Raw genomic sequence first — 24212 nt, 5'->3', positions numbered from 1 at the left:
TTCGGGTGACGTCACGTCGAGTAGTGATTACAGGTCTGGGAATGTTGACCCCGCTGGGTGCGGATGTGGCTTCCACCTGGGAAGGAATCAAAGCGGGTAAGAGCGGCATTCGTAATATCGAGCATTTCGATACGGAATCCTTCGCCACGCGTTTTGCAGGCCTGGTGCCGGAATTCGACATTGCTGATTACCTGTCTCCGAAAGATGCCCGCAAGATGGATGTCTTTATTCAGTACGGTCTGGTGGCGGCGATTCAGGCCATCCGCGATGCCGGTCTTGATATGGAGAAGGAAGACGCCGACCGTGTAGGTGCTGCGTTCGGGTCGGGCATCGGTGGCCTGACCAATATCGAAGACAACCACCGCAAGATGCTGGATTCCGGCCCACGCAAGCTATCCCCGTTCTTTGTGCCTGGCACCATCATCAACATGATCGCCGGTAATCTGGCCATCATGTATGGCATGAAGGGCCCCAACTTTGCTATCACCACAGCCTGCACCACCGGTACCCATAACATCGGTTTTGCCGCCCAGCAGATCATGCTGGGCCAGGCGGATGTGATGGTAGCGGGTGGCTCCGAGAAAGGCTCCACACCGCTGGGAATGGGCGGTTTTGCCGCAGCACGAGCGCTGTCCACCCGCAATGATGATCCCGAGGGCGCCAGCCGCCCCTGGGACAAGGGCCGAGATGGTTTTGTGCTCGCCGATGGTGCCGGTGCGGTGGTGTTGGAAGACTACGAACACGCCAAGGCCCGTGGAGCCACCATCTACGCGGAACTGGCAGGCTTCGGCATGAGTGATGATGCCTATCACATCACCGCGCCGGCAGAGGGTGGTGTGGGTGCCATGAAAGCCATGGAAAATGCGCTGCGCAACGCGGGTGTGGCCGCGGACGAAGTGGATTACATCAACGCCCATGGCACCTCAACACAGATGGGTGACCTGGCGGAAATCGCCGCCATCAAGTCCCTGTTTGGCGAGCATGCCGGGCAATTGGCGGTGAGCTCCACCAAGTCCATGATCGGTCACCTGCTGGGAGCCGCCGGCGCGGTGGAGGCGATCTTCTCCATCCTGGCCATTCGTGACTCCATTGCGCCACCCACCATCAACCTGGATGAACCCGATGAGGGGTGTGATCTGAATCTGGTGGCAAATACGGCCCAGCAGCGCAATATCGACTATGCACTGTCCAACTCCTTCGGTTTCGGCGGTACCAACGGTACCCTGCTGTTCAAGAAGGTGTGATGGTCGATCCCCGTGATCGCGGACTGGCCTATGGCGACGGGCTGTTTGAAACCCTGAGGGTGACGGCGGATGGCGCAGTGCCACTCTGGCCCTCGCATCTCCGGCGTTTGCTGCGCGGTGCCCGCGTGCTGGGACTGCCATCCCTGCCGGAAACCCGCTATCTGTCGGCGGTTGCAGAAGGGGTTGCTGCCCTGGGCGGAAAGCCCGGTGTGGTCAAACTCACGCTCACCCGGGGGCCCGGTGGGCGCGGTTATTTGCCTCCCTCCGACCCGCAGCCAACCGTGCTTTGGCAGGCGGGCCCGCTACCGGTTTGGCCCCATGAGCTGCGTGAGCAGGGTATTGTGCTGGGCCTGTGTGGTGAGCCACTGCACCCGGAGTCCCTGGCCGGGCTCAAACACCTCAATCGTCTTCCCCAGGTACAGGCTCGTCGCGAAGTGGCTCGCCAGGGTTGGCACGAAGGGCTGTTGCTCAGCCCCCGCCGCCAACCGCTGGAAGCCACGGCGATGAACCTGTTCGCCCGATTTGATGACTACTGGTGGACGCCGGACCTGCAGGCCGCCCGTGCCGGGGTGGCGGGGGTGATGCGTGAGTGGCTCTGTGAGCAATTGGCAGAGCAGGGGGATGCCGTGGTTTGTGATCTGCGGCCGTTGTCACAGCTTCAGCGCGCTCAGGGGCTGTTTCTTTGCAACAGTGTTGCCGGCGTGCTCCCGGTGCGTAAACTGGCGCAATGGCAGTGGCCGGTGCTGGATTCAGTGCTGCAATTGCAGCAATCTGCGGATACGCTCTTTTTGTAATAGCAACATGCTACACGCCGGGACGTTGTGCCTTTCGCATGTTGCTTGATGCGTGTCGCTTGCCATGCGTTTTTTTATTTCATTCCGCAACACAGGCCCTACAATTTCTCTCATGCGTAAAAAAATTCGAATTTTCGGACTGCTGGTGGTGTTGCTGGTGGTCGCCATTCCTTTGGTGACGGCCTGGGTCAGCAGCTACTTGCACCAGCCCTTGCCGCTGACAGAGCCCAGTGTGGTCGAGGTTCCCCGGGGTGCGGGGTTGAGTCAGGTGCTGCATGAGCTGAAAAAGCGCGGCTTACTGGGCGAAGGCTATCAGGCGGATTTTCGCCGTGTCGGTGCGCGGCTCTATAGCAGCCTGACTGACATGGACGGGCGCATGCATGTGGGCGAGTATCGCTTGCGGCCCGGGGACTCCCTGCTCAGCTTGCTGGAAAAAATGGATCGCGGGGAAGTGATTCAGCGCAGCCTGACGCTGGTGGAAGGCTGGAATTTCCGGGAGCTGCGCCTGCGGCTGGCGGCTCAGGAAAGCCTGAGCCATACCCTGGACAGCCTCACCGATGACCAGATCATGGCAAAGCTGGGTCGCCCGGATATGCACCCGGAAGGCTGGTTTGCGCCGGAAACCTATTTCTATACCCGTGGCACCTCGGACCTGACCATCCTGCGCCGGGCGCTGGAGCGGCAGGAGGCTCTGCTGGAAGAGGCCTGGTCACTGAAAGCGGATGACCTGCCCATCGATAGCCCTTATGAAGCGCTGATCCTGGCTTCCATCATTGAAAAGGAAACCGGGGTACCGGACGAGCGCCCGGAAATTGCCGGCGTTTTTACCAATCGGTTGCGTAAGGGTATGCGCCTGCAGACGGACCCCACAGTGATCTACGGTATGGGCGAAGCCTATGATGGCAATATTCGCCGTTCCGACCTGCGCCGGCCCACACCCTACAACACCTATACGATTTCCGGGCTGCCCCCCACGCCCATCGCCATGCCCGGGCGAGAAGCGATTCAGGCAGCGGTGAACCCGGCGGAAACCGAATCACTGTATTTTGTGGCCCGCGGTGATGGCAGCCATTACTTCTCCAAAACCCTGGCCCAGCATCGCAAGGCCGTCCGTGACTATCAGTTACGCCGTCGCGAAGGCTACCGCTCCTCGCCGGGGAGCTCACAGTGAGGGGGCGTTTCATCACTCTGGAAGGTGGCGAAGGCGCCGGCAAGAGCAGCAACCTGGATTGGCTCGCCACCCGGCTACGTGAGGCAGGCAAGACCGTGCTGGTGACCCGTGAACCGGGCGGCACTCCGTTGGCGGAATCCATCCGTAGCGTATTGCTGGCGCCCACCGATGAAAAAATGGCGGATGACACCGAGCTGCTGCTGGTGTTTGCCGCTCGGGCCCAGCACCTGGCAGAAAAAATCCGCCCGGCCCTGGAGCGGGGCGACTGGGTGCTGAGCGACCGTTTTGTGGATGCCACCTGGGCCTATCAGGGTGCAGGGCGAGGCCTTGATCGGGATGCCATTGGCCGCCTGGAGGGGCTGGTGGTACGTGATACACAACCCGACATGACGCTGCTGTTTGATGTGCCGGTGGACGTGGGCATGGCCCGTGCCGGCAAACGGGCGGCACTGGATCGCATCGAGCAGGAAGACCGGGCGTTCTTCGAGCGGATTCGCCAGTGCTATCAGGAACGGGCCGGCAATGAACCGGACCGCTTTCGGGTGGTGGATGCCTCATGTGATCTGGATCAGGTCCGTGCCCAGCTACAGCCGCTACTGGAGGAGATGCTCACATGGGCTTAGCCCGTATTCAGGTTCCCTGTCCCTGGCATCAGGACACCATGGCCCAGCTGCTGGATCAGCATCAGCAGGGACGTCTTCCCCATGCGTTGCTGATCAGCGGCGCGAAAGGCATCGGCAAACTGCGGCTGGCGGAGTCCCTGGCGCAGACATTGCTCTGTGACAAACCCACCGGTGGTTTGCCCTGTGGCCAGTGTCAGGGGTGCCAGTTGAGTGCTGCAGGCACCCACCCGGACCTGCATCGGCTGAGCCCGGAAGACAAGAGCCGGGCCATCAAGATTGACCAGGTGCGCAAGCTGGTGGGCTTTGCCACCCGTACCGCCCAGTACAGCGGCTACCGTGTGGCGATTGTGTCGCCAGCGGAAGCGCTTAACCGCAACGCGCAGAATGCCCTGCTCAAGACCCTGGAAGAACCCGGTGGTCAGACGCTGCTGCTGCTGGTCTGCGATCAGCCGACTCTGTTGCTGCCGACGATTCGCAGCCGCTGCCAGCAGCGAATCCTGCCTCTGCCACCCCAGGAGCAGGCTCTGGAGTGGTTACAGAGCCAGGTAGGGGAGAGTGCCCGCTCGCTGCTGGACGCGGCTCAGGGGGCGCCCCTGCGGGCCCTGGCCCTGGAGCAGGCGGAATGGTTTGCCGACCGTGCCCGTTTGCTGGAGGTGCTGGTGTCGGTGGCGGAGGGGCGTCAATCGGTTGCTCAGGCGTCCCCCATGCTGGCAAAGCATGATCCCACGGAAATGGCCGGGGTGATCTATGGCTGGTTGTCCCGTTGCCTGAATCAGGCCTATTCCGGACAGCAAAGCGCCGATGCGTCGCTGGCGCCCTTGCTGACCCGACTGTCCCGGGCGGTACCGCCGGCGCGTTTGTTGCGCGCCGCCCAGCGGGTACTGGAAGGGCGGCGGGCGCTGATGTCTGGGGCCAACCCCAACAAGGATCTGCTCTACGAACAGTGGCTGCTGGTGCTGGTGGGCGTTGACGCTGCGGCGGCAGCCCACTAATCTTTACCCTATTAATAATAAAGTCTTACTGGTTGTGCTATGCCGCTGATAGGTGTGCGGGCAGCCGGTATGTCACACGAGGCACCCCCTATGAAAATGCCCGGCGGCCGCAGCGGCATCCTGTCGCTTTCCATCAAGGACAAGGCGGTACTGTATTCCGCTTACATGCCTTTCATCACCAATGGCGGCCTGTTCATTCCCACCGACAAGCAATACAAGCTGGGCGAGGAAATTTTCCTGTTGCTCAACATCATGGATGAGGCGGACAAGATCCCGGTGGCCGGCAAGGTGGTCTGGATCACTCCAAAAGGGGCCCAGGGTAACCGCAGTGCCGGTATCGGCGTGCAGTTCTCCGACCAGGACGACACCGCCCGGGTCACCATTGAAAACCATCTGGCTGGCTCCCTGGAATCCGATCGTCCTACGCATACCATGTGAGTTGCGCAACACGCCGCACGCGACATGCAGCAACGCGTTGCGTGTGTAAGGTTTTTTAAAAGCAAGAGACCGCGCCCATGAAATGGGCGCTGTTGTTAAGTTTTAAAGGCAGTTACACGTGTTCCGCGTTGTTGTGTGTCGCGTGTTGCGTGCTGCGTTAGTACAATGCCCGCGTTTGTCATGCCGGAGCATTGAATGTCTGACGTCGCTTTTGTGGATTCCCACTGCCACCTGGACCGCCTTAATCTGGACGCCCATAACGGCGACTTTGCTGCCATGATGGCCGCCACCGCCGAGGCGGGCGTCAGCCACATGTTGTGTATTGGCGTGGATCTGGAAACCTTTCCTGATGTGCAGGCGCTGGCCGAGCAACATGATCATGTTTATGCCAGTGTCGGCGTACACCCGCTCTACAAGGAGTCTCGTGAGCCCCAGGTCAGCGAGCTGGTAGAAAGGGCATCACACCCGAAAGTGGTCGCCATTGGCGAGACCGGGCTGGATTACTTTTATGCCAAAGAGCAGCGGGACTGGCAGCAGCGTTATTTTGTCGCCCATATTCAAGCGGCCCGGGAGACCGGCCTGCCGTTGGTGATCCATACCCGTGGTGCCAAGGACGATACACTGGCGTTGCTGAGAGAGCATGGCCAGGGGCAGGTGCGCGGCGTACTGCATTGCTTCACCGAAGACCTGGACATGGCACAGCAGGCCATCGACATGGGGTTCTATATCTCCATCTCCGGCATCATCACGTTTCGCAATGCAGAAACCCTGCGCGACACCGTCAAGGCCCTGCCGCTGGACCGTCTGCTGATCGAAACCGATTCCCCCTGGCTGGCGCCGGTACCCTTCCGGGGCAAGCCCAATGAGCCCCGCTATGTGGCCCAGGTGGCCGAATGTGTGGCCGAGCTCAAGGGTGTCGACGTCGCTGAACTGGCGCGCATTACCCGCGACAATTTCTTTACCCTCTTCAACAAGGCGCAACCATGAATCCGAATCTGATGCTGGGGCTGGCGGCTCTTGGCGGTGCAGTCTTTGCGGCGCTGCTGGTGCTGTTGATCGAGCGCCGTCGCAGCGCTGGGCGGGAAGCGGAACTGGTAGCCCAGAAGCAGGCGCTATCGGAGCCGCTGGCCCAGGTGCCGTTGCTGCGCGAGCAGCTGGAAACCAGCCAGCGTCGTTTGCAGGACAGCGAATCCCGCCTGCAGCAGCTGTCCTCCGACAAGGCGCGGCTGGAAGAGCGGTTGGCCGGCCAGGAAGAAAAGCTGACCTTTGCCGAGAAGAGCCGCGAACAGCTCAAGCAGGAATTCGAAAACCTGTCCGCGCGCATTTTCGAGCAACGGGGCAAGCAGCTGCAGGAACAGCAACAGCAAGGGCTGGACGGTATGCTCAAGCCGTTCCGCGAGCAGCTGGCGGACTTCCGCCGCCGGGTCGATCAGATCCACAGTGATGAAACTCGTGCGCAGGCCTCTCTGATCGAGCAATTGGGCCAGCTGCGCAGCCTCAACCAGCAGATGCACGAGGACGCCCGCAATCTCACCGATGCCCTGAAAGGGCAGGTGAAGACCCAGGGCAACTGGGGGGAAATGATCCTCGAGCGGGTGCTGGAATCGTCCGGGCTGACCCGTGGGCGCGAATATGAAACCCAGGTCACCCTGAAAGATGAAAGCGGCCAGCGGCGCCTACCTGACGCCATCGTCCACCTGCCTGAAAACAAGGACGTGGTGATCGATGCCAAGGTCTCCCTGGTCGCCTACGAGCGCCTGTCATCGGCCTCTACCAGCGAAGAGCGAGAGCAGGCCCTGCGCGATCACCTGATGTCCCTGCGCAGTCACATCAAGGGACTGGATATCAAGGATTACAGTGGCCTGGAAGGGATTCGCAGCCTGGATTTCGTGCTGCTGTTCATTCCCATCGAAGGTGCCTTCATGGTGGCCATGGAGCAGGACTCCAGCCTCTACACCGATGCCTTTGCCCGCAACATCGTACTGGTCAGCCCCACCACCTTGTTGGTGACATTGCGCACCATCCAGAATATCTGGCGCTATGAATATCAGAACCGCAATGCCCTGGATATCGCCGCTCGTGCCGGCAAAATCTGTGACCAGGTGTCTTTGGTCACGGAATCCCTGGAAGACGTGGGTGACAAACTTGCCAAGGCAACATCGTCCTGGGAGCAGACCCGCAAACGCCTTACCAGCGGTAACGGCAACCTGCTGCGCCAGGCCCATCAGTTGAAAGATCTGGGTGCCAAGGCTCGCCGCAGCCTGCCGGCGCCGGCTGATGAAGATGACTCTGAAGACCTGCAGGACGACAGTGCCGACTGATAAGTCAGTCGGACAATGCGGTGTGAATATTGTAAAAGGTTGCTTTTATACAAAGTGTTTTGCATGATAAAAAATGTGCAGTAAAACTTCGCGCAATATGACGCCATATGTCGTAAAAAACGACAAAAATAGCGATAAAATGACCGGACTTGACGGTCATTTTTGACTATCTTCTGGCACCCGGGTGCCATCGTTCTAATATCAGAACCAGGTCACAGGTATAAGCCGAAATCCTTAGTTAGTATGCGTTGCGTAACGAAACGCTAACTGAGGGTAATTTTATGTATCGTTTGATAGTGGCCCTGCTGCTGGGGGCGGGTCTGGTTCAGACGGTATCGGCGTTGCAAGCCCAACCCCGGGTCATCGGGGGACAGGATGTCACACAGGTGCGGCCGTGGATGGCCGAGGTGGAAATCAGCCGGTCCGGCAATCCCGAGTATGTGGCGACGCTGTGCGGTGGCACCCTGATTGCCCCCCGCTGGGTGCTGACTGCCGCCCACTGTGTCGACAGTGTCGAGGCAGACATGTTGTTCGTCTCCCTGGGCAGTGTTAACCGCACTACCACCAAAGCACCGGAGCAACTGGCAGTCACCGAACTGCAGGTGCATCCTGCCTACAATGCCACCCACTTCCATAATGATCTGGCCCTGCTCAAACTGGCGGCGCCGAGCCGCTCCACACCATTGGATATGGCCAAGCCGCACATCGTTACCGAGCTGGCGGTGGGCAACCACGATGAAGCCCTGCAAGTGCTGGGCTGGGGTTCCACCACCCCGGATGGCTTCGCCCTGACCGAGACCCTGCAAAAAGCAGATCTGGATTTCGTGTCGCAGGGTTACTGCGCCAGCCAGTGGAGTAATCTCACCGGCAACCAGATCTGTGCCGGTGAAATGAATCCCCAGGGCCAGAAGCAGGATTCCTGCCGTGGCGATAGCGGCGGGCCGCTGGTTTACCGCAAGGATGACCAGCAGTGGCTGGTGGGGGTGACCAGCTACGGCCATGAAACCTGTGCCACCGATGGTGTACCGGCGGTCTATAGCCGCGTGGATCGTTACTTGCCCTGGCTGGAAGAGACCACCTCCGGCGGACTGGTGGATCTACAGACCGAAGGCCTCAACGGTGATCAGTACCGCAACACGTCCAGTGCGGTGACCCTGTATCCGCGCATTGCCAACACCAGCACCCGCAATGACGCCCGCAATGTGGGCCTGCGTATCGAGCATCAGCCAGGTCTGTCTGTGTCGGTACCGGGCCTGTCCTGTCGGACCTACACGGGCTACACCGACTGTCGAAACAGTTTGTACCTGGCGCTGGGACAGAGCAGTGCCACCTATGCCGTGACCCTGAAGGCCTCGTCCCGCTGGGCGGATCAGGTGCGAGTCAGCCCGATTAGCGATTCTTACGATTACTTCAGCCTGCGCAGCGAAGCGTTCAATCTGGTATTCAGTAACGAGCCGGATGTGGTGCTCAGCCTGACCACTAACCGGGGCAGCGATGGCCATGTGCGAGTCAGTGCCCTGGTACGCAATGCGGCGACGCATCAGACAGCGGCGCGGGTGCGCCTGGGCTTTGCCCTGCCTGCAGGGTGGCAAACCGTTGAGTTGCCGGGCAACTGTAGTGGCAGTCGTAGTGTTCAGTGCGGTCTTGGGGATCTGGGGCCGGGGCAGTATGTGACCCAGCAATTGCTGGTTTCCGGTGAGGGCTATGACCCCATGACCGTGCAGGTGTGGACCGATAACGGTGATTTTCCAACCGGCGACAGCAAAGCGTATACCCGGCCTGCTCAAGCTCGTAGCGCCAGCAGTGGTGCCAGCACTACGGCTGGGAACGACACCGGTGGCGGCGGTGGTGGCGGTAGTCTGTCGTTCCTGGTGCTGTTGGGGCTAGCCCTGGTTGCCGCTCGACGGCTCCACCAGTGACAGGTGCCGCTGGCGCTCCGGCGCCAGCGCGCCTTGATTGCCTTTCCAGGGCACCGCATCCATGCCCTTGGGAATGTCCGTGAGCTGGAACGGCGCCTTGATGATCTCGAAGTAGGGCGAGTGATCGAAATCCGCGGCGATGATAGCTCGTGGTTGTAGCCGTAGCAGGCGGCTACCGGAACCGTTTTCCTTCACCAGTGGTAGCACCGGGAACTGCACGAAACTGAAAGCATCTGCGACCACGGTGCCAGTCAGGGCCCGGGCCAGTTCCCCGGCCCAGCGACGGAACAGGCTGATGCGCCAGCGTAACGGCAGCCATCGCCAGGGCATCAGGGTCAATAACGCCAGAGCCGCCCATGACTGGCTGCCACCGGCGCCGATTCGGCTGATGGCATAGCGCAATACGTCCTGAGCTTCATTATCACTCAGCCCCTGGGCCCGGCAGACACGGATCTGCCGGCCTTCCAGGGCAGACAATGGCTCCACGATCAGGCCTCGTTCCAGCCGCGCATCGATTACCAGCTGGGTATCAGGTTCGCAGGGGGTGTAATCCCCCAGCAGGGCACGCAGGGCCGGGTCCGCCACGTCATGGAGTCGGCCGATATAGAGCACCGCGCGGGCGAAGCGGCTGTCGCCGATCACCTTGAAGGTACGGTCCACATTACTGTGGCCGGCCACCAGCAGCACGTCGCAGGGTTTGAGCACGGTGCGCAGGCTGTCCAGGTCGGCACTGGGCTGACCACTGAACGGCTCGTCTCGCTGCAGGCGACGGCAGATCCATTGATAAAAGGCCAGTTGGCGACTCATGGGCACTCCATGTGCGGGAAACGAGGTTCTGGAGCTTACAACAGGGCCAGGGTCCGGTCGATGACCGAATAGTCGGTATAGAAATGCGGCGAAAAACGGACCCCGCCACCTCGCTCCGCACAGACCACGCCGGCCTGTCGCAAGCGCTGGAAGGTGTCTGCTGGCGTTTCACCGGGCAGGGTAAAGGTGACAATCCCGGCCCGGCGCTGCCGGTCCACCGGGCTAAGCAGGGAAGCCCCCCGTTCCCGCAGGCCGTCTATCAGCCGCTGGACGCGATCCTGCAGGGCCTCGGCGACTTGCGCCATGCCTTCCTCTTCCAGCAGGGACAGGGATGCCTCCAGGGCATGGGCGCCGAGCATATTGGGGCTGCCACATTCGAAACGACGGGCATTATCGGCCACTTGCCAGTCGGTGGTGGTGTAGTTGCCGGCATTGGCCACCATATGCCAGCCGTGCTGGCGCAGGGTCAGTCTGTCCTGTACCGCCTGGCGGCAGTAGAACAGTGCCAATCCTTCCGGGCCCAGCATCCACTTGTGACCGTCTGCCACCACGAAATCCGCCTTGGCCTGTTCCGCGGAAAAGGGCAGGGCACCGAGGATCTGGATGGCATCGACACAGAACAGGATATCCCGTTCCCGGCAGGCGGCTCCGATGGGCGCCATGTCCATCAGCAGGCCGGTGCCGTATTGCACTGCGGACAGGGACACCAGCCGGGTTCGCGGCCCCAGGGCATCGATGACCGCCTGTTCCGGTTGCGGTGTATCCAGGCTCACGGTAACCACTTCCACGCCCTGATCCGCCAGAGCTTCCCAGGGAATACGGTTGGACGGGAACTCCTGATCGCTGATCACGATCTGGTCGCCGGCCTGCCACTCTATGCCCTGGGCAATCACCGACAGCCCCTCTGAGGTATTTTTCAGCAGGGCGATTTCATCGATGCTGACCCCGCCAATCAGCCAGGAAAGCCGCTCACGCAGACGCTGTTCCACTTTCAGCCAATGGGGGTAATCACGGGCACCGATCTCACAATTCTGGCGAGCGAATTCCGCCACCGCATCTCGGCTACGGGCGGGCCAGGGCGCCACCGCAGCGTGGTTGAGATAAAGCAGGTCTTCACGGTGAGGAAATTCCGGGTGAGCCATGATGCCTCCATGCTGGGCGAGTGAGTCATGACGCTATGCTACCCCCTGAGGCATTTCCATCAATACAAGCCTGTGTTTATAAAAAGGGAATACGTTAGAATTGCGACAGTTAAGCCGTCTTTACGTCTGTCATGGCGGGTTCTGAGGAGAAATAGATGGGTGACCTGGAAAAAGCCACGCGCAAGGCGCAGGAATTTCGTCAACGGGAGCGCCAGATTCTGGATGCAGCCCTTGAGCTGTTCCTGGAAGAGGGCGAAGACCGTGTGACCGTGGAAATGATTGCCGACCGCGTTGGTATCGGCAAGGGCACCATCTACAAGCATTTCGAGACCAAGAACGAGATCTATCTGCTGTTGATGCTCCGCTACGAGGAGGATCTGGCCGAGGTATTTCAGACCATCTCCGGCGGTGATGACAAGGAGCGGCTGGCACGGGAATACTTCCGTTTCCGGATCTCCGATCCCAAGCGTTACCAGTTGTTCGACCGCCTTGAGAACAAGGTGATCAAGGATCATGCCCTGCCAGAACTGGTGGACAAGCTGCATCGCATTCGCGAAGCCAACTTTGCCCGGCTCACCGATATCGTCAAGGCGCGTATTGCCGAAGGCTCACTGGAAGACGTGGACCCGATCTATCACATCTGCTCCGCCTGGGCGCTGGCCCATGGCGCGGTGGCACTGATGGAATCACCGTTCTACCAGAAACTGATCGACGACAAGGATGACTTCCTGGATTTCCTGATCGAGATCGGCATTCGCATGGGCAACAAGGGACAACGGGGGCCACGATGAAACAGGCGGAGGAACTGCTGGCATTGCTGGAAAAGGCGGGCAAGGATGAAAGCGGCCTGCCGCCGGTGCACCAGTGGAAGCCGGAGCGGCATGCGGATATCGACATGCGGATCGCCCGGGATGGCACCTGGTACTACCAGAATTCCCCTATCCAGCGCGAGCGCATGGTGGCGTTGTTCTCCACCATTTTGCTGCGCGAAGGCGATGACTACTTCCTTATCACCCCAGTGGAAAAACTACGCATTCAGGTAGACGATGCTCCCTTTGTGGCGGTGGAAGTGCAGCGCCTGGAAGAGGGCGGCGTGAACAAACTGGTCTTCACCACCAATGTGGGCAGCCACGTGGTGGCAGGCGACAACCACCCCCTGCGTGTAGAAACCGACCCGCAAAGCGGCGAGCCATCCCCGTATCTGCTGGTACGGGAAAACCTGGAAGCGCTCATCGGGCGCTCTGCGTTCTATCAACTGGTGGATTGGGCGTTTGAGGAAGAAGGGAAGCTGTTTGTGGAGAGTGATGGCCAGCGCTTTGAGTTGGGCGCGTTGTAAGAGTGAACAGTTAACAGTGAATAGTTAATAGTTGCGCGAGACACGTAGCCGCAACTTAAACACATGAGGCCGCGCCCAGATACTGAGCGCGGTCTCATGCGTTGTAAAACCCTATTAAGCTGATCGCGTCGCTGTTAACTAAAACCCTCCCGCGACGCTAATCAACAACAACACCCCCAGCACAATACTGACCCCTTTCCAGATACGCAGTTGCCGAACGTCGTTGTCGATGGCCGGCTTACTACTGCGTATCGGGCGGCGCAGGGCGTCGCGGAATTCGGCGGCGTCGGTGAAGCGTTGTTTGGGTTGGTGCTGCAGGGCGACCTGCAACACGTTGTTGATCCACAGCGGGACGAACGCATTGTGCCCCTGCAGGGGCGGCAGGGGACGATGGGCGGATTTTTCATAGCGACCCTGCCAGGGCAGGGACCCGGTAAGCATTTCATGAATGATCACCGCCGCAGAGAAAAGATCGCTCTGTTCGCTGGGCGCGGCGCCATCCACCAGTTCCGGCGCGCTGTAATCCCGGGTGCCGAGGGGAATGCCTGCATTGTGCTGCTCCATGCCCCGGCAATGGCAACTGCCGAAATCGACGATGCGAACCAGCCCGCTGGTATCCACCATGATGTTGTCCGGCTTCAGGTCGCCATGAATCACATCGGCCCGATGCAGGGCGCGGATACCGTTGAGTAACTGATCCGCCAGATACAGTTTCTCCTCCACCGCCACATCCGGGTGTTCCTTCAACCACTGTTGCAAAGTGACGCCATCGATGAACTCCAGATGCTGATACAGGCAACTGGGGTTGTCCGGCAGGGACAGGGTGCGTAGCAGGTGCGCATTGCGCAGGCGCTGGCCTACCCAGCCTTCCATGACAAAGCGCTCCAGCGCATCCCGGTCGTCTTCCAGATTCACCGACGGTGTCTTGAGTACCGATTGTTTGCCGCTCTCATCTTCCACCAGATACAGATGGCTGCGCACACTGGCATACAGCTCCCGCTTGACGGTGAAACCATCCAGACGGATACCGGGGCTCAAGGGGGGAGGCAGCGGCAGGCTGCCGCGCTGACGCAGTGCTTCGTCGGCGCTGGCGTCGGGCAGGCCATCCACCTGCAGCACCTGACAGCTAAGATTGTCATCGCTGCCGCTGGCCAGGGCTGCTTCCACCAGGCTGCGGGCCGCCACTTCCGGCTGGCCACTGGCACGCACGATGCCCTGCATGCGCGAGCGGGACAGGAAGCCGTGTACGCCATCACTAGTGAGCAGGAACACATCCCCTACCTGTAAGTCACTGCTGCTGTAATCCACATCCAGTCGGGTATCGCCACCCATGACACGGGTGAGGACCTGGCGGTCGCCGCCAATCATGCGGCTGTGGTCCCGGGTGAGGCATTCCAGACGCTCATTACGCAGTCGCCAGATACGCGAATCGCCCACCTGGAACAGGTGCGCAGTGCGCGAGCGCAGGATCAGCAGGGACAGGGTGCACAGGTGGCTTTCCCCGGCCAGTGTCTGTCGGCACAGCCATCGATTGAGGGCTTCCAGTACCCGCTGCGCGGAGCGGGGCACACTCCACAATGACGGCGTAGCATAGTAGTCGTTGATAAACCCGAGCACACAGGATTCTGCTGCCTCCCGGGCTGCACCGGCGCTGGACAGGCCATCGGCAAGTGCGGCGACGATGCCCTTGGTACGCAGCAATGAGCCATCAGGAATCTGCATGGCCAGCGCATCCTGGTTGTGCAGCTTGGGCCCGGCGTCACTGTACTGGCCGATACGAACCTGCGGGTGCAGGTCCGGCTCGGGGGTGTTTTCAGCAGCGGTGGATACATCCATCCTTCAACTCTCCTTGGGTTGCCACGGGTTTCTCACTCAATCCCGCGCAGCTTCAAGCGACAACGCGACCCTGGTTTGTTTGTATTTTCATGGCACGAGGCCGCGCTCCGGGTTCCGGGCGCGGCTCGTGACGTTCGGGATTCATGAAATCTTCAAACGCGTTGTAGCTTGAGGCTTGTAGCTTGCAGCTTGTCTCATTACCCCACCTCGATAAGCTGAACGTCGCCTTTCTCGTCGATTTCCGCAATGTGCCCTTTGGGTTCATCCAGGAACTGCACGGCGGCCAGGGCCACGGCAGCACTGGCGGCAATCACCAGGAAGAACGTGGACGGTTCCACAAAGGTCAGCACGGTCAGGAAGATCACCGCACCAGCGTTGCCATAGGCGCCCACCATGCCGGCGATCTGCCCGGTAAGGCGGCGCTTGATCAGCGGCACGGTGGCGAATACCGCACCTTCGCCAGCCTGTACAAAGAAAGAACAGCACATGGTCGCAATCACTGCCAGAGCAATGGGCCAGCTACTGCCGATCTGGCTCATCAGGCCGTAACCCACCATCAGGCCGCAGAGCAGAATGGCCAAGGATTTCTTGCGCCCGAACTTGTCGGAGACCCAACCACCACCGGGACGAGCCACCAGGTTCATGAAGGCGTAGCCCGAGGCCAGCAGACCGCCAGTGACTGCCGACAGGGTAAAGGTATCGGTAAAGAACAGCGGCAGCATGGACACCACCGCCAGCTCGGAGCCGAAGGTCACCATGTACGCCAGATCCAGAATGGCTACCTGCTTGAAGCTGTAGCGGTCGTGCTCGGGAACCCCTTCTTTCAGGTGGTCACGGTTCACCCGCCAGGCCTGGCCAAGCTGTACCACAGCCAGGCTGATAATCAGTGCCGCCAGCAGAATCTGTGTGGTCTGGCCGAAAAGATTCAGATTGGTAGGCCCCAGACGCCAGACGATGACCAGCAGGGCGATATACAGGGGCAGGCTCATGGCCAGGTAGAAAAACAGGTCTTTTTTAGTGCTGACCTCCAGGGCGCTGGCTTTCTTCGGCTTGAAGTAGGACGCGCCCTGGGGAGTGTTGCGTGCCCGCCACAGGAAGAAAATCCCGTAGAGAAAGGAAACGGCACCGGTGGTGGCAATGGCCCAGCGCCAGCCGTCATCACCGCCATAAAGCAGCGCCAGGGAAGGCAGGGTAATCGCCGCGGCAGCAGAGCCGAAGTTGCCCCAGCCACCATAGACGCCTTCCGCCAGACCCACTTCACGGGCCGGGAACCATTCGCTGATCAGGCGGATGCCCACCACGAAACCGGCACCGACAAAACCCATCAGCAGACGGGTCACCGCCAACTGTTCATAGGTAGTGGAAAGCGCAAAGGCCCAGCAAGGCAGAGCGGCCAGCATCAGCAATGAGCCAAACACCAGACGGGGCCCAAAGCGATCCACCAGGGAACCAATCACCACCCGGGCAGGAATGGTCAGTGCTACGTTGAGAATCAGCAGCGCCTTTATCTGTTCCGGGGTGAGGTCGAAGGCTTCCCGCAAATGCCCCATTAATGGCGCATGGGAAAACCACACTACAAAGGTAATAAAGAACGCCAGCCAGCTCAGGTGTAACAGGCGGATACGTGGCGCGGACAGATTCAATAGATTCAGCTTTTGATCGCTCATGACTTCTCCATGCATGGGCGGTTAACGACAGGCTGACCTGAGCAACTCCTGTGCCACCTTTCTAAGTATCTGTTTTTAATGAAATAAAAATGAGTTAACAGGAGGGCGAGCAATAATCGTGCGCAAATCGGGAGCGTTTATGGGCCATGGCGGTGCACGGAAAAATGCATTTTTCTCGTGCACGAACGCATTAAAAGAAAGCAGGGTTTCTGTGGTTATTGCCGGAAAAACAAAATAAATCTATTAAAAACATTGGGTTATAAAGTTGGCACAGGCCTTGCTCGGTGATGGGTGTCAGTCATGCACCGCGAGGGTGAGCCTTATGGCAAAGCAACAACTTCTTCTTATTGGTCACGGCATGGTGGGTCAGCGCTATCTGGAAGCGCTGGTGGCCCAGGGTGGCCGTGAGCATTTCGACATTACTGTTCTGTGCGCCGAGCCGCTGCCGGCCTATGACCGCGTGGGGCTAACCAGCTATTTCTCTGGCAAGACCGCCGACGACCTGTCGCTGGTGCCGGAAGGGTTCTTCGCAGAGCACGACATTACCCTGAAGCTGAACACCAAGGCCGATGCCATTGATCGTGTGGCACGCACCGTGACCACCAACACCGGTGAAACGCTGAGCTACGACAAACTGGTGCTGGCCACCGGTTCCTATCCGTTCGTGCCGCCGATCCCCGGCAACGATCGAGACAACTGTTTTGTGTATCGCACCATCGATGATCTGGATGCCATGATCGCTGCCAGTAAAGGCGGCAAAGTGGGCACCGTTGTGGGTGGCGGGTTGCTGGGTCTGGAGGCAGCCAAGGCATTGCACGATCTGGGCCTGCAAACCCATGTGGTGGAATTTGCGCCGCGCTTGATGGCCGTCCAGGTGGACGATTTTGGCGGTGGTCTGCTCAAGGACAAGATCCAGGAACTGGGTGTCACCGTACACACCAGCACCGGCACCAAAGACATTGTTGATGGTGAAACCTGCAAACACCGGATGAACTTCGGTGAAGACAGCTACCTGGAAACCGATCTGATCGTGTTCTCTGCCGGCATCCGTCCCCAGGACGAACTGGGGCGTGCCTGCGAGCTGGATATCGGCGAGCGTGGCGGCATTGTGGTGAACAACCACTGTGTCACCTCCGATGACAGCATCTATGCCATCGGTGAAGTGGCCCTGTGGGAAGGGCGTATCTTCGGCCTGGTCGCTCCCGGGTATCAGATGGCCGAGATTGCCGCTGAGCACCTGATGGGCAAATGCGAACAGCAGTTCACCGGTGCCGACATGAGCACCAAGCTGAAACTCATGGGCGTGGACGTGGCCTCCATTGGTGATGCCCACGGCAACACCCCGGGTTCACGCAGCACCGTGTTCATGGATCAGACCGCCGGCATCTACAAGAAGGCCGTGATCAGTGAATGCGGTAAGAAACTGCTGGGCGCCGTGCTGGTTGGCGATGCCAATGATTATGGCAACCTGCTGCAATTGTGCCTGAACGAAATGGACCTGCCGGGTGACCCGGCCGCTCTGGTGGCGCCGGTTTCCGATGGCGCGCCGTTGCTGGGTGCCGATGCCCTGCCGGATACTGCCCAGATCTGTTCCTGTAATAACGTCTCCAAGGGCGATCTGTGTGCCGCCATTGATGATGGCGCCATGACTGTGGGCGATCTGAAATCCTGCACCAAGGCTTCCGCCACCTGCGGTGGTTGTTCGGCGCTGGTCAAACAGGTGCTGGACAGTGAGCTGGAAAAACGTGGCGTGGAAGTGAACAACCACCTCTGCGAACACTTCCCGTACTCCCGTCAGGAAATCTATCACCTGGTACGGGTAGGGCAGATCACTACCTTTGATGAGCTGCTGGAAAAACACGGTAGCGGTGAAGGCTGTGATATCTGTAAGCCCACCGCGGCCTCGGTGTTTGCGTCCTGCTGGAACGACTATGTGCTGAACAAGCCCCATGCGGGTCTGCAAGACACCAACGATTACTTCCTGGGCAACCTGCAGCGCGACGGTACTTATTCTGTAGTGCCCCGTGTGGCTGGCGGTGAAATCACCCCGGACAAGCTGATCGTGCTCGGCGAAGTGGCCAAGAAGTACGACCTCTACACCAAGATCACCGGCGGTCAGCGGGTGGATCTGTTCGGTGCTCGGGTGGAGCAGTTGCCGGATATCTGGCGCACCCTGGTGGACGCCGGCTTCGAAACCGGTCACGCCTACGGCAAGTCCCTGCGTACCGTGAAGTCCTGTGTCGGTTCCACCTGGTGCCGTTACGGGGTGAAGGATTCCGTGGGCACTGCCATTCAGGTGGAAGAGCGTTACAAGGGTCTGCGCAGTCCACACAAGATCAAGATGGCTGTCAGTGGCTGTACCCGCGAATGTGCCGAAGCACAGAGCAAGGACGTGGGTGTGATCGCCACCGAGAAAGGCTGGAACCTGTACGTGTGTGGTAACGGCGGCATGCGCCCGCGTCATGCGGATCTGTTTGCCTCGGATCTCACCGACGAAGAATTGATCAAGACCGTGGACCGTTTCCTGATGTTCTACATCAAGACCGCGGACCGGCTACAGCGCACCAGCGTCTGGCTGGAAAACCTGGAAGGCGGCCTGGATTACCTGAAGCAGGTAATTCTGGAAGATTCCCTGGGCATCGGTGCCGAGCTGGAAGCGGAAATGGCACATGTGATCGACACCTACCAGTGTGAGTGGAAGACCACCATCGAAGATGACGAAGCGGTGAAACGCTTCAAGCATTTCGTCAACGATGACAGCGCCGATGACAACCTGAAATACGTGCGCGAGCGCGGCCAGCGTCGTCCGGCGTTTGAGCATGAACGTATCGAACTGGTTGAGGAGGCATGAGCATGAACAGTTCCGTAGCCGTGGAATGGCAAGCTGTGTGCAAGCTTGATGATGTGCTGCCGGGCACCGGGGTGGGCGTACGCCTGCCTGGTCGCCAGGCGGCCCTGTTTCGCACCCGTGATGGCAGCCTGTATGCCCTGGATAACCGCGACCCCTTCAGCCAGGCCAATGTGCTGAGCCGTGGCATCCTGGGGTCAATGGGTGACAAGCGCGTGGTGGCATCACCGATTTACAAGCAGCACTTCGATCTGGAAACCGGCCAGTGCCTGGAAGATGAAGACGTCTCCCTCACTGTCTATCCGGTTCAGGTGGAAGGCGATGTGATCAAACTGGCCGTCCCGGCCTGAATACCGCAAAGGCGACGCAGTAATGAAGCGACTGGTGGTAATTGGTAACGGCATGGCGGCATGCCGCCTGCTGGAAGAGCTTACCTGCCTGGCACCGGATCTGTATCAGATCACGGTGGTGGGGGAGGAGCCCTTTGCCGGTTACAACCGGGTCATGCTGTCGCCATTGTTGTGTGGTGGCACAGACGAGCAGACCATTACCACCTATCCCCATCAGTGGTACCGCGACCGGCATATTCGTCTGATTACCGGTTCCCCGGTGGTGGAGATTCATCGCCATCGTCGTCAGGTGATCACCGCGGCGGGCCATGTGCTCGACTATGATCGCCTATTGCTGGCCACCGGCGCAGCCCCGCGTCAATTACCGGTGGACGGGGTGGCATTGAAAGGCGTCATGAGTTTTCGTGATCTGCATGACGTCAGGACATTATTGTCGCTGCCGGCTGCCCGGGTGGTGGTCGTGGGCGGCGGCTTCCTGGGATTAGAAGCGGCCGATGCGCTGGTGAAACAGGGGCACGATGTGACGCTGGTGCACAGCCGCGGGCACCTGCTTAACCAGCAACTGGATGAAGTGGCAGGTCATCGTTTACAGCAGGACCTGGAAGCAAGAGGCCTGACCTTTGCCATGCAGGCTCGCACCCAATCCATCGAAGACGATGGCGAGGGTCGTGTCGCGGCCGTTCACCTGGCCGATGGGCAGCGCCTGTCTGCCGATTATGTGATCCAGGCGGTGGGCATTGTGCCCCGCGCCGAGCTGGCCGCCGAGGCTGGTCTCACCGTGAATCAGGGCATTCGCGTGGACGATACCCTGCAAACCTTCGACCCGGCCATCTACGCCATCGGCGAATGCGTGGAGCATCGCCAGCGCACCTTCGGCCTGGTGGCGCCCTTGTATGAGCAGGCCTCCGTGTGTGCCAGCCACCTGGCTGAGCTGGGCCACCGTCGTTATCTGTATGCGGACAGTGCCACCCGGTTGAAAATTTCCGGTATTGATCTGGTGTCCTTTGGGGATTTCTCCGGTGAGGGTGACACCCTGCAGCTGGATTTGCCCGGCAGTTACCGCCGGCTACAGATTCGCGACAACCGCATCGTCGGCATGGTGTTGTACGGTGACGTGGGCGACAGCGCTTTCTTTGAAACCCTGTGGCGGAACCGCACGGATATCTGTGCGATGCGCGCCACCCTGTTACTGGGTGAAGCCTTCTGCAATCTGCCCGGCAATGGTGGCGACAAGCAGGAGGAAATTGCCGCATGAGTATTTGTACCACCTGTCCTTATTGCGGCGTCGGCTGCGGCATTAAAACCGACGGCATCGAGTTGCAGGGCGACAAGCAGCACCCGGCCAATGCCGGGCGCCTGTGTGTGAAAGGGTCCTCGGTACTGGAAACCCTGGGCGATCAGGATCGCCTGTTGCAGCCGGAAGTGAATGGGGAAGTGGTGCCCTGGGATCGTGCCCTGGATGAAGTGGCGGACCGTTTCCGTCGTATCGTCGATGAACACGGCCCGGATGCAGTGGCATTCTATGTATCCGGCCAGTTGCTCACCGAAGACTATTACGTGGCCAATAAACTCATGAAAGGGTTTGTCGGCAGCGCCAATATCGATACCAACTCCCGTCTTTGCATGAGTAGCGCGGTGGTGGCCCACAAGCGCGCCTTTGGCGAAGACGTGGTGCCCGGCTGTTATGAAGATCTGGAGCTGGCGGACCTGGTAATTCTCACCGGCTCCAACACCGCCTGGGCGCATCCCATCGTTTACCAGCGCATCGCCGCCGCCAAACAGGCGCGCCCGGAAATGAAAGTAGTGGTGATCGACCCCCGTCGTACCGCCACCTGTGATCTGGCAGACCTGCACCTGGCCATTCGCCCGGGGCAGGACGTGCCCCTGTTTAATGGCCTGCTCACCTGGCTGGATGATCACAACGCCCTGGACCAGGATTACATCGACGCCCATACCGACGGCTTTGATGACACCTTGAGCACGGCGCGTAAGCAGGGAAATGATTGGGACACCCTGGCCGAGCAGATGGGGGTCAGCAAGGTAGACCTGACTACCTTCTACCACTGGTTTGCCGCTTGCGAGCGTACCGTCACGGTTTTCTCCCAGGGGGTGAATCAGGCCCGTAACGGTTCCGATCAGGGCAACGCCATCATCAATGCTCACCTGGCCACGGGCCGGGTAGGCAAGCCCGGCGCCAGCCCGTTTTCCATTACCGGTCAGCCCAATGCCATGGGCGGTCGCGAGGTAGGGGGGCTGGCCAACCAGCTTGCCGTACACCTGGATATTGATAACCCGGATCATCATGCCGCCGTGGCAGATTTCTGGCAGACCGACACCCTGGCGACCGAAAACGGCCTCACCGCCGTGGACCTGTTCAATGCGGTGGAAAGCGGTCAGGTCAAAGCCGTGTGGATCATGGCCACCAACCCGGTGGATTCCCTGCCGGAAGCGGATCGGGTACGCCATGCGCTGATGGCCTGCGACACCGTGGTGGTGTCCGACTGCGTGGCCAGCGGCGACACCCTGGCCTGTGCCGACATCCGCCTGCCGGCCCTGGGCTGGGGCGAAAAATCCGGCATGGTCACCAACTCCGAACGCTGCGTGTCCCGTCAGCGACCTTTTGTGAAAGCCCCGGGCAACGCAAAGGCAGACTGGTGGATTGTCACCGAAGTGGCCCGACGCATGGGCTACGCGTCAGCGTTTCCCTATCAGCACGAACACGAGATTTTTGCCGAGTACTCGGCGCTCACCGCGTTGGCGGGCAGATTTGGCAAGCGGCTGGATATGACCGCTGCTGCGGACCTGAGCGCCGACCAGTATGAGCAGTGGCAGCCGCAACAGTGGCCCCTGCAAGGGAACCCTCGCTGCTTTGGCGACGGACGCTTCGCCACGCCGAATGGTCGTGGCCGTTTTGTTGTCTGCGAGAATCCCAAGGTGCGTCAGATCGGTGATGCCTTCCCGATCATTCTCAACAGCGGCCGTATTCGCGATCAGTGGCATACCATGACACGCACCGGTCGCGCCGGGCGCCTGTTTGCCCACCTGAGCGAACCCTTTGCCGCGTTGCACCCCAAAGATATTGAACGTTATCGACTGAACGAGGGCGGCTTCGTGCGCCTTTCCAGCAAGGTCGGTGACGCCCTGGTGCGGGTAACCAGTGATGCCGGGCAACGCCCCGGCACTGCGTTCATGCCCATGCACTGGACCGATCAGTTTTCTCGCCGTGCCCGGGTGGATGCCCTGGTACCGGCACGTCTGGATCCGCATTCCGGCCAGCCGGCGTTCAAGCATACGCCGGTCAACGTCAGCGACTGGCAACCCCGCTGGCATGGCTGGTTGTTCACGGCGGCACCCCCGCCCGCCGTGGAGTACTGGGCCCGAGTTCCCGTTGATGCATTTTTGCAGACGGGCCAGGTACAACGTTATCGGCTGGCCGGTGATGCGGACCTAACCGAACAACTGCTTCACGACTGGATGCCCGACGCTGCCCAGTGGCTGGCACTCAATGATCCGGCCAGCGGGCATTTTCGTCGCGCGGCCCTCGATAAAGAGGGTCGCTTGCTGGCCTGGTTGGCCATCGGCGAGGAGCTGCCGCTGTGCGATGTGGAGTGGCTGGCGAACTGTTTCGCCGACGAGACAGAAACCCAGCACCTTGCGTTGCTCGCTGGGCAACCGGTGGATGCAGGCCCTGACCTGGGGCCGGTGATCTGTAGCTGCTTTCAGGTACGCCAGAAAACCATCGAAACCGCGGTGGAAGAGGGCGCGGACAACGTGGAAGCCATCGGCAAAGGCTGCCAGGCAGGCACCAACTGCGGCTCGTGTATTCCTGAGCTTCGCGGTCTGCTGGAAACCTGCAGTGTTTGATCGAGGGCGAGTTGCGAGGAGCGAGTGTCGAGTTACGAAAATCAAAACCGTGAAAAAACAAACCGGATAGCTTTTCGCTTTTCGTAACTCGCTCCTCGTAACTCGTCACTGTCTTTCCCGAACATTTCCCGCTTTCCTGTCACCTTGCCCGAATTCCGATCAGCGCTTAGTCTCGAAGCAACGGTTTCGATGCGGCGCGAGCCATGAAGGACAACAAGAAACATTATCCAGCACTGAGCTGGCAGGGCAGGGCCATCAATGCGGTGGCCAAGGGCATGGTCAAGCCGGTGATCAGCCGACTGAAATTTTCCCGTCGTTTCATGAAGTTTTCCCAACTGGGTTTCGATGCGGTGACGCTGGCGTTGCCGGTGCCATCCGACGTGCATATTGCTCGTGCACAAGTGGGCGGCGTGCCGGGGGAGTGGTTAATTACCGGCCGGCGGGTGCGTAGCAACCGGGTGGTGTTGTACTTCCACGGTGGCGCCTATTTTTTTGGTTCGCCTCGTTCCCATCGCGCTGTTACCTGGCGGCTCAGCCATTACTGTCGCGCCAAGGTGTTGGCGCTGGATTACCGACAACCGCCGGACTGGGCGTACCCGGCACCGCTGGAAGATGCGGTGCGTGCCTACAAGGCATTGCTGGACACCGGCTACAGCAGTGAGCACATCGTCTTTGCCGGGGATTCCGCCGGCGGCAACCTGGCGCTGGTGACCATGCTGCGATTGCGGGAACTGAAACTGCCGTTGCCCTCATCGGCGGTGCTGATCAGCCCCTGGGGTGATCTGACCTGCTCCGGTGACAGTATCCGTGACAATGCAGACAACGAGCCCCTGATTCCCCTGGGGGCGCTAAATTTTGCC

20 protein-coding genes are annotated in these 24212 nt (G+C 60.1%); 16 read left to right on the top strand and 4 right to left on the bottom strand.

Annotation, left to right across the window (positions count from 1 at the left end):
- The first annotated feature begins 5 nt into the window (after positions 1 to 5).
- The 9 genes from fabF (at position 6) to ACFE0K_RS13125 (ending at position 9502) form a co-directional block, all read left to right on the top strand.
- Entirely contained in the window at positions 6 to 1244 is a 1239-nt protein-coding gene (gene fabF, locus ACFE0K_RS13165; RefSeq protein WP_434536494.1) for a beta-ketoacyl-ACP synthase II, read from the top strand.
- Positions 1244 to 2038: an aminodeoxychorismate lyase gene (gene pabC / locus ACFE0K_RS13160; RefSeq protein ID WP_434536493.1), complete on the top strand. Its 795-nt coding sequence runs from the start codon at positions 1244 to 1246 to the stop codon at positions 2036 to 2038. The genes fabF and pabC overlap by 1 nt, the downstream gene beginning before the upstream one ends.
- Before the next feature lie 112 nt (positions 2039 to 2150).
- A complete protein-coding gene (mltG, locus tag ACFE0K_RS13155) occupies positions 2151 to 3209 on the top strand; it encodes an endolytic transglycosylase MltG (protein ID WP_434536492.1) in 1059 nt (352 codons plus the stop codon).
- A complete protein-coding gene (gene tmk / locus ACFE0K_RS13150; protein ID WP_434536491.1) occupies positions 3206 to 3832 on the top strand; it encodes a dTMP kinase in 627 nt (208 codons plus the stop codon). The genes mltG and tmk overlap by 4 nt, the downstream gene beginning before the upstream one ends.
- Positions 3823 to 4824 (top strand): DNA polymerase III subunit delta', encoded by a 1002-nt coding sequence (locus ACFE0K_RS13145; RefSeq protein ID WP_434536490.1) that lies wholly within the window; start codon positions 3823 to 3825, stop codon positions 4822 to 4824. The genes tmk and ACFE0K_RS13145 overlap by 10 nt, the downstream gene beginning before the upstream one ends.
- Before the next feature lie 90 nt (positions 4825 to 4914).
- Positions 4915 to 5262 (top strand): PilZ domain-containing protein, encoded by a 348-nt coding sequence (locus ACFE0K_RS13140; protein ID WP_035233973.1) that lies wholly within the window; start codon positions 4915 to 4917, stop codon positions 5260 to 5262.
- Positions 5263 to 5457: 195 nt separating this feature from the next.
- On the top strand, positions 5458 to 6249 hold the full coding sequence (locus ACFE0K_RS13135; protein WP_434536489.1) for a TatD family hydrolase: 792 nt from the start codon (positions 5458 to 5460) through the stop codon (positions 6247 to 6249).
- The gene (rmuC, locus tag ACFE0K_RS13130) at positions 6246 to 7583 is read left to right on the top strand and encodes a DNA recombination protein RmuC (protein ID WP_434536488.1); all 1338 of its coding nucleotides are present in this window, start codon (positions 6246 to 6248) and stop codon (positions 7581 to 7583) included. The genes ACFE0K_RS13135 and rmuC overlap by 4 nt, the downstream gene beginning before the upstream one ends.
- Before the next feature lie 281 nt (positions 7584 to 7864).
- Positions 7865 to 9502, top strand: a complete 1638-nt coding sequence (locus ACFE0K_RS13125) for a S1 family peptidase (RefSeq protein ID WP_434536487.1) — start codon at positions 7865 to 7867, stop codon at positions 9500 to 9502.
- On the opposite strand, the gene ACFE0K_RS13120 is transcribed toward ACFE0K_RS13125, so the two are convergent.
- Positions 9467 to 10309: a hypothetical protein gene (locus tag ACFE0K_RS13120; protein ID WP_434536486.1), complete on the bottom strand. Its 843-nt coding sequence runs from the start codon at positions 10307 to 10309 to the stop codon at positions 9467 to 9469. The genes ACFE0K_RS13125 and ACFE0K_RS13120 overlap by 36 nt on opposite strands.
- Before the next feature lie 35 nt (positions 10310 to 10344).
- Positions 10345 to 11451 (bottom strand): aminotransferase class V-fold PLP-dependent enzyme, encoded by a 1107-nt coding sequence (locus tag ACFE0K_RS13115; RefSeq protein ID WP_434536485.1) that lies wholly within the window; start codon positions 11449 to 11451, stop codon positions 10345 to 10347.
- Between the two features lie 155 nt (positions 11452 to 11606).
- Between ACFE0K_RS13115 and ACFE0K_RS13110 the strand changes: the two genes are divergently transcribed.
- Positions 11607 to 12242: a TetR/AcrR family transcriptional regulator gene (locus ACFE0K_RS13110; RefSeq protein ID WP_290511076.1), complete on the top strand. Its 636-nt coding sequence runs from the start codon at positions 11607 to 11609 to the stop codon at positions 12240 to 12242.
- Positions 12239 to 12787, top strand: a complete 549-nt coding sequence (locus ACFE0K_RS13105; RefSeq protein WP_434536484.1) for a DUF1285 domain-containing protein — start codon at positions 12239 to 12241, stop codon at positions 12785 to 12787. The genes ACFE0K_RS13110 and ACFE0K_RS13105 overlap by 4 nt, the downstream gene beginning before the upstream one ends.
- Before the next feature lie 138 nt (positions 12788 to 12925).
- On the opposite strand, the gene ACFE0K_RS13100 is transcribed toward ACFE0K_RS13105, so the two are convergent.
- Together ACFE0K_RS13100 and ACFE0K_RS13095 are read right to left on the bottom strand one after the other, a co-directional pair.
- Positions 12926 to 14623, bottom strand: coding sequence for a protein kinase domain-containing protein (locus ACFE0K_RS13100; protein WP_434536483.1), 1698 nt, complete (start codon positions 14621 to 14623; stop codon positions 12926 to 12928).
- Positions 14624 to 14820: 197 nt separating this feature from the next.
- Complete coding sequence (locus tag ACFE0K_RS13095) at positions 14821 to 16290, bottom strand: NarK family nitrate/nitrite MFS transporter (RefSeq protein ID WP_434536482.1); 1470 nt, start codon at positions 16288 to 16290, stop codon at positions 14821 to 14823.
- A 322-nt stretch (positions 16291 to 16612) separates the two neighbouring features.
- On the opposite strand from ACFE0K_RS13095, the gene nirB reads away from it, so the two are divergent.
- The 5 genes from nirB to ACFE0K_RS13070 all read left to right on the top strand — a co-directional run.
- The gene (gene nirB, locus ACFE0K_RS13090) at positions 16613 to 19141 is read left to right on the top strand and encodes a nitrite reductase large subunit NirB (protein WP_434536481.1); all 2529 of its coding nucleotides are present in this window, start codon (positions 16613 to 16615) and stop codon (positions 19139 to 19141) included.
- 2 nt (positions 19142 to 19143) lie between these two features.
- The gene (gene nirD / locus ACFE0K_RS13085) at positions 19144 to 19488 is read left to right on the top strand and encodes a nitrite reductase small subunit NirD (protein ID WP_434536480.1); all 345 of its coding nucleotides are present in this window, start codon (positions 19144 to 19146) and stop codon (positions 19486 to 19488) included.
- Between the two features lie 22 nt (positions 19489 to 19510).
- The gene (locus tag ACFE0K_RS13080) at positions 19511 to 20743 is read left to right on the top strand and encodes an NAD(P)/FAD-dependent oxidoreductase (protein WP_434536479.1); all 1233 of its coding nucleotides are present in this window, start codon (positions 19511 to 19513) and stop codon (positions 20741 to 20743) included.
- The gene (locus ACFE0K_RS13075; protein ID WP_434536478.1) at positions 20740 to 23352 is read left to right on the top strand and encodes a nitrate reductase; all 2613 of its coding nucleotides are present in this window, start codon (positions 20740 to 20742) and stop codon (positions 23350 to 23352) included. The genes ACFE0K_RS13080 and ACFE0K_RS13075 overlap by 4 nt, the downstream gene beginning before the upstream one ends.
- Positions 23353 to 23555: 203 nt before the next feature.
- A partial coding sequence (locus ACFE0K_RS13070; protein WP_434536477.1) for an alpha/beta hydrolase fold domain-containing protein occupies positions 23556 to 24212 on the top strand: 657 nt, incomplete at its 3' end.

This window comes from Alcanivorax sp. (genome assembly GCF_051117345.1).
Taxonomy (GTDB): domain Bacteria; phylum Pseudomonadota; class Gammaproteobacteria; order Pseudomonadales; family Alcanivoracaceae; genus Alcanivorax.
The sequence above is the reverse complement of the archived record's forward strand: the minus strand, read 5'-3'. Positions and strand labels throughout refer to the sequence as shown.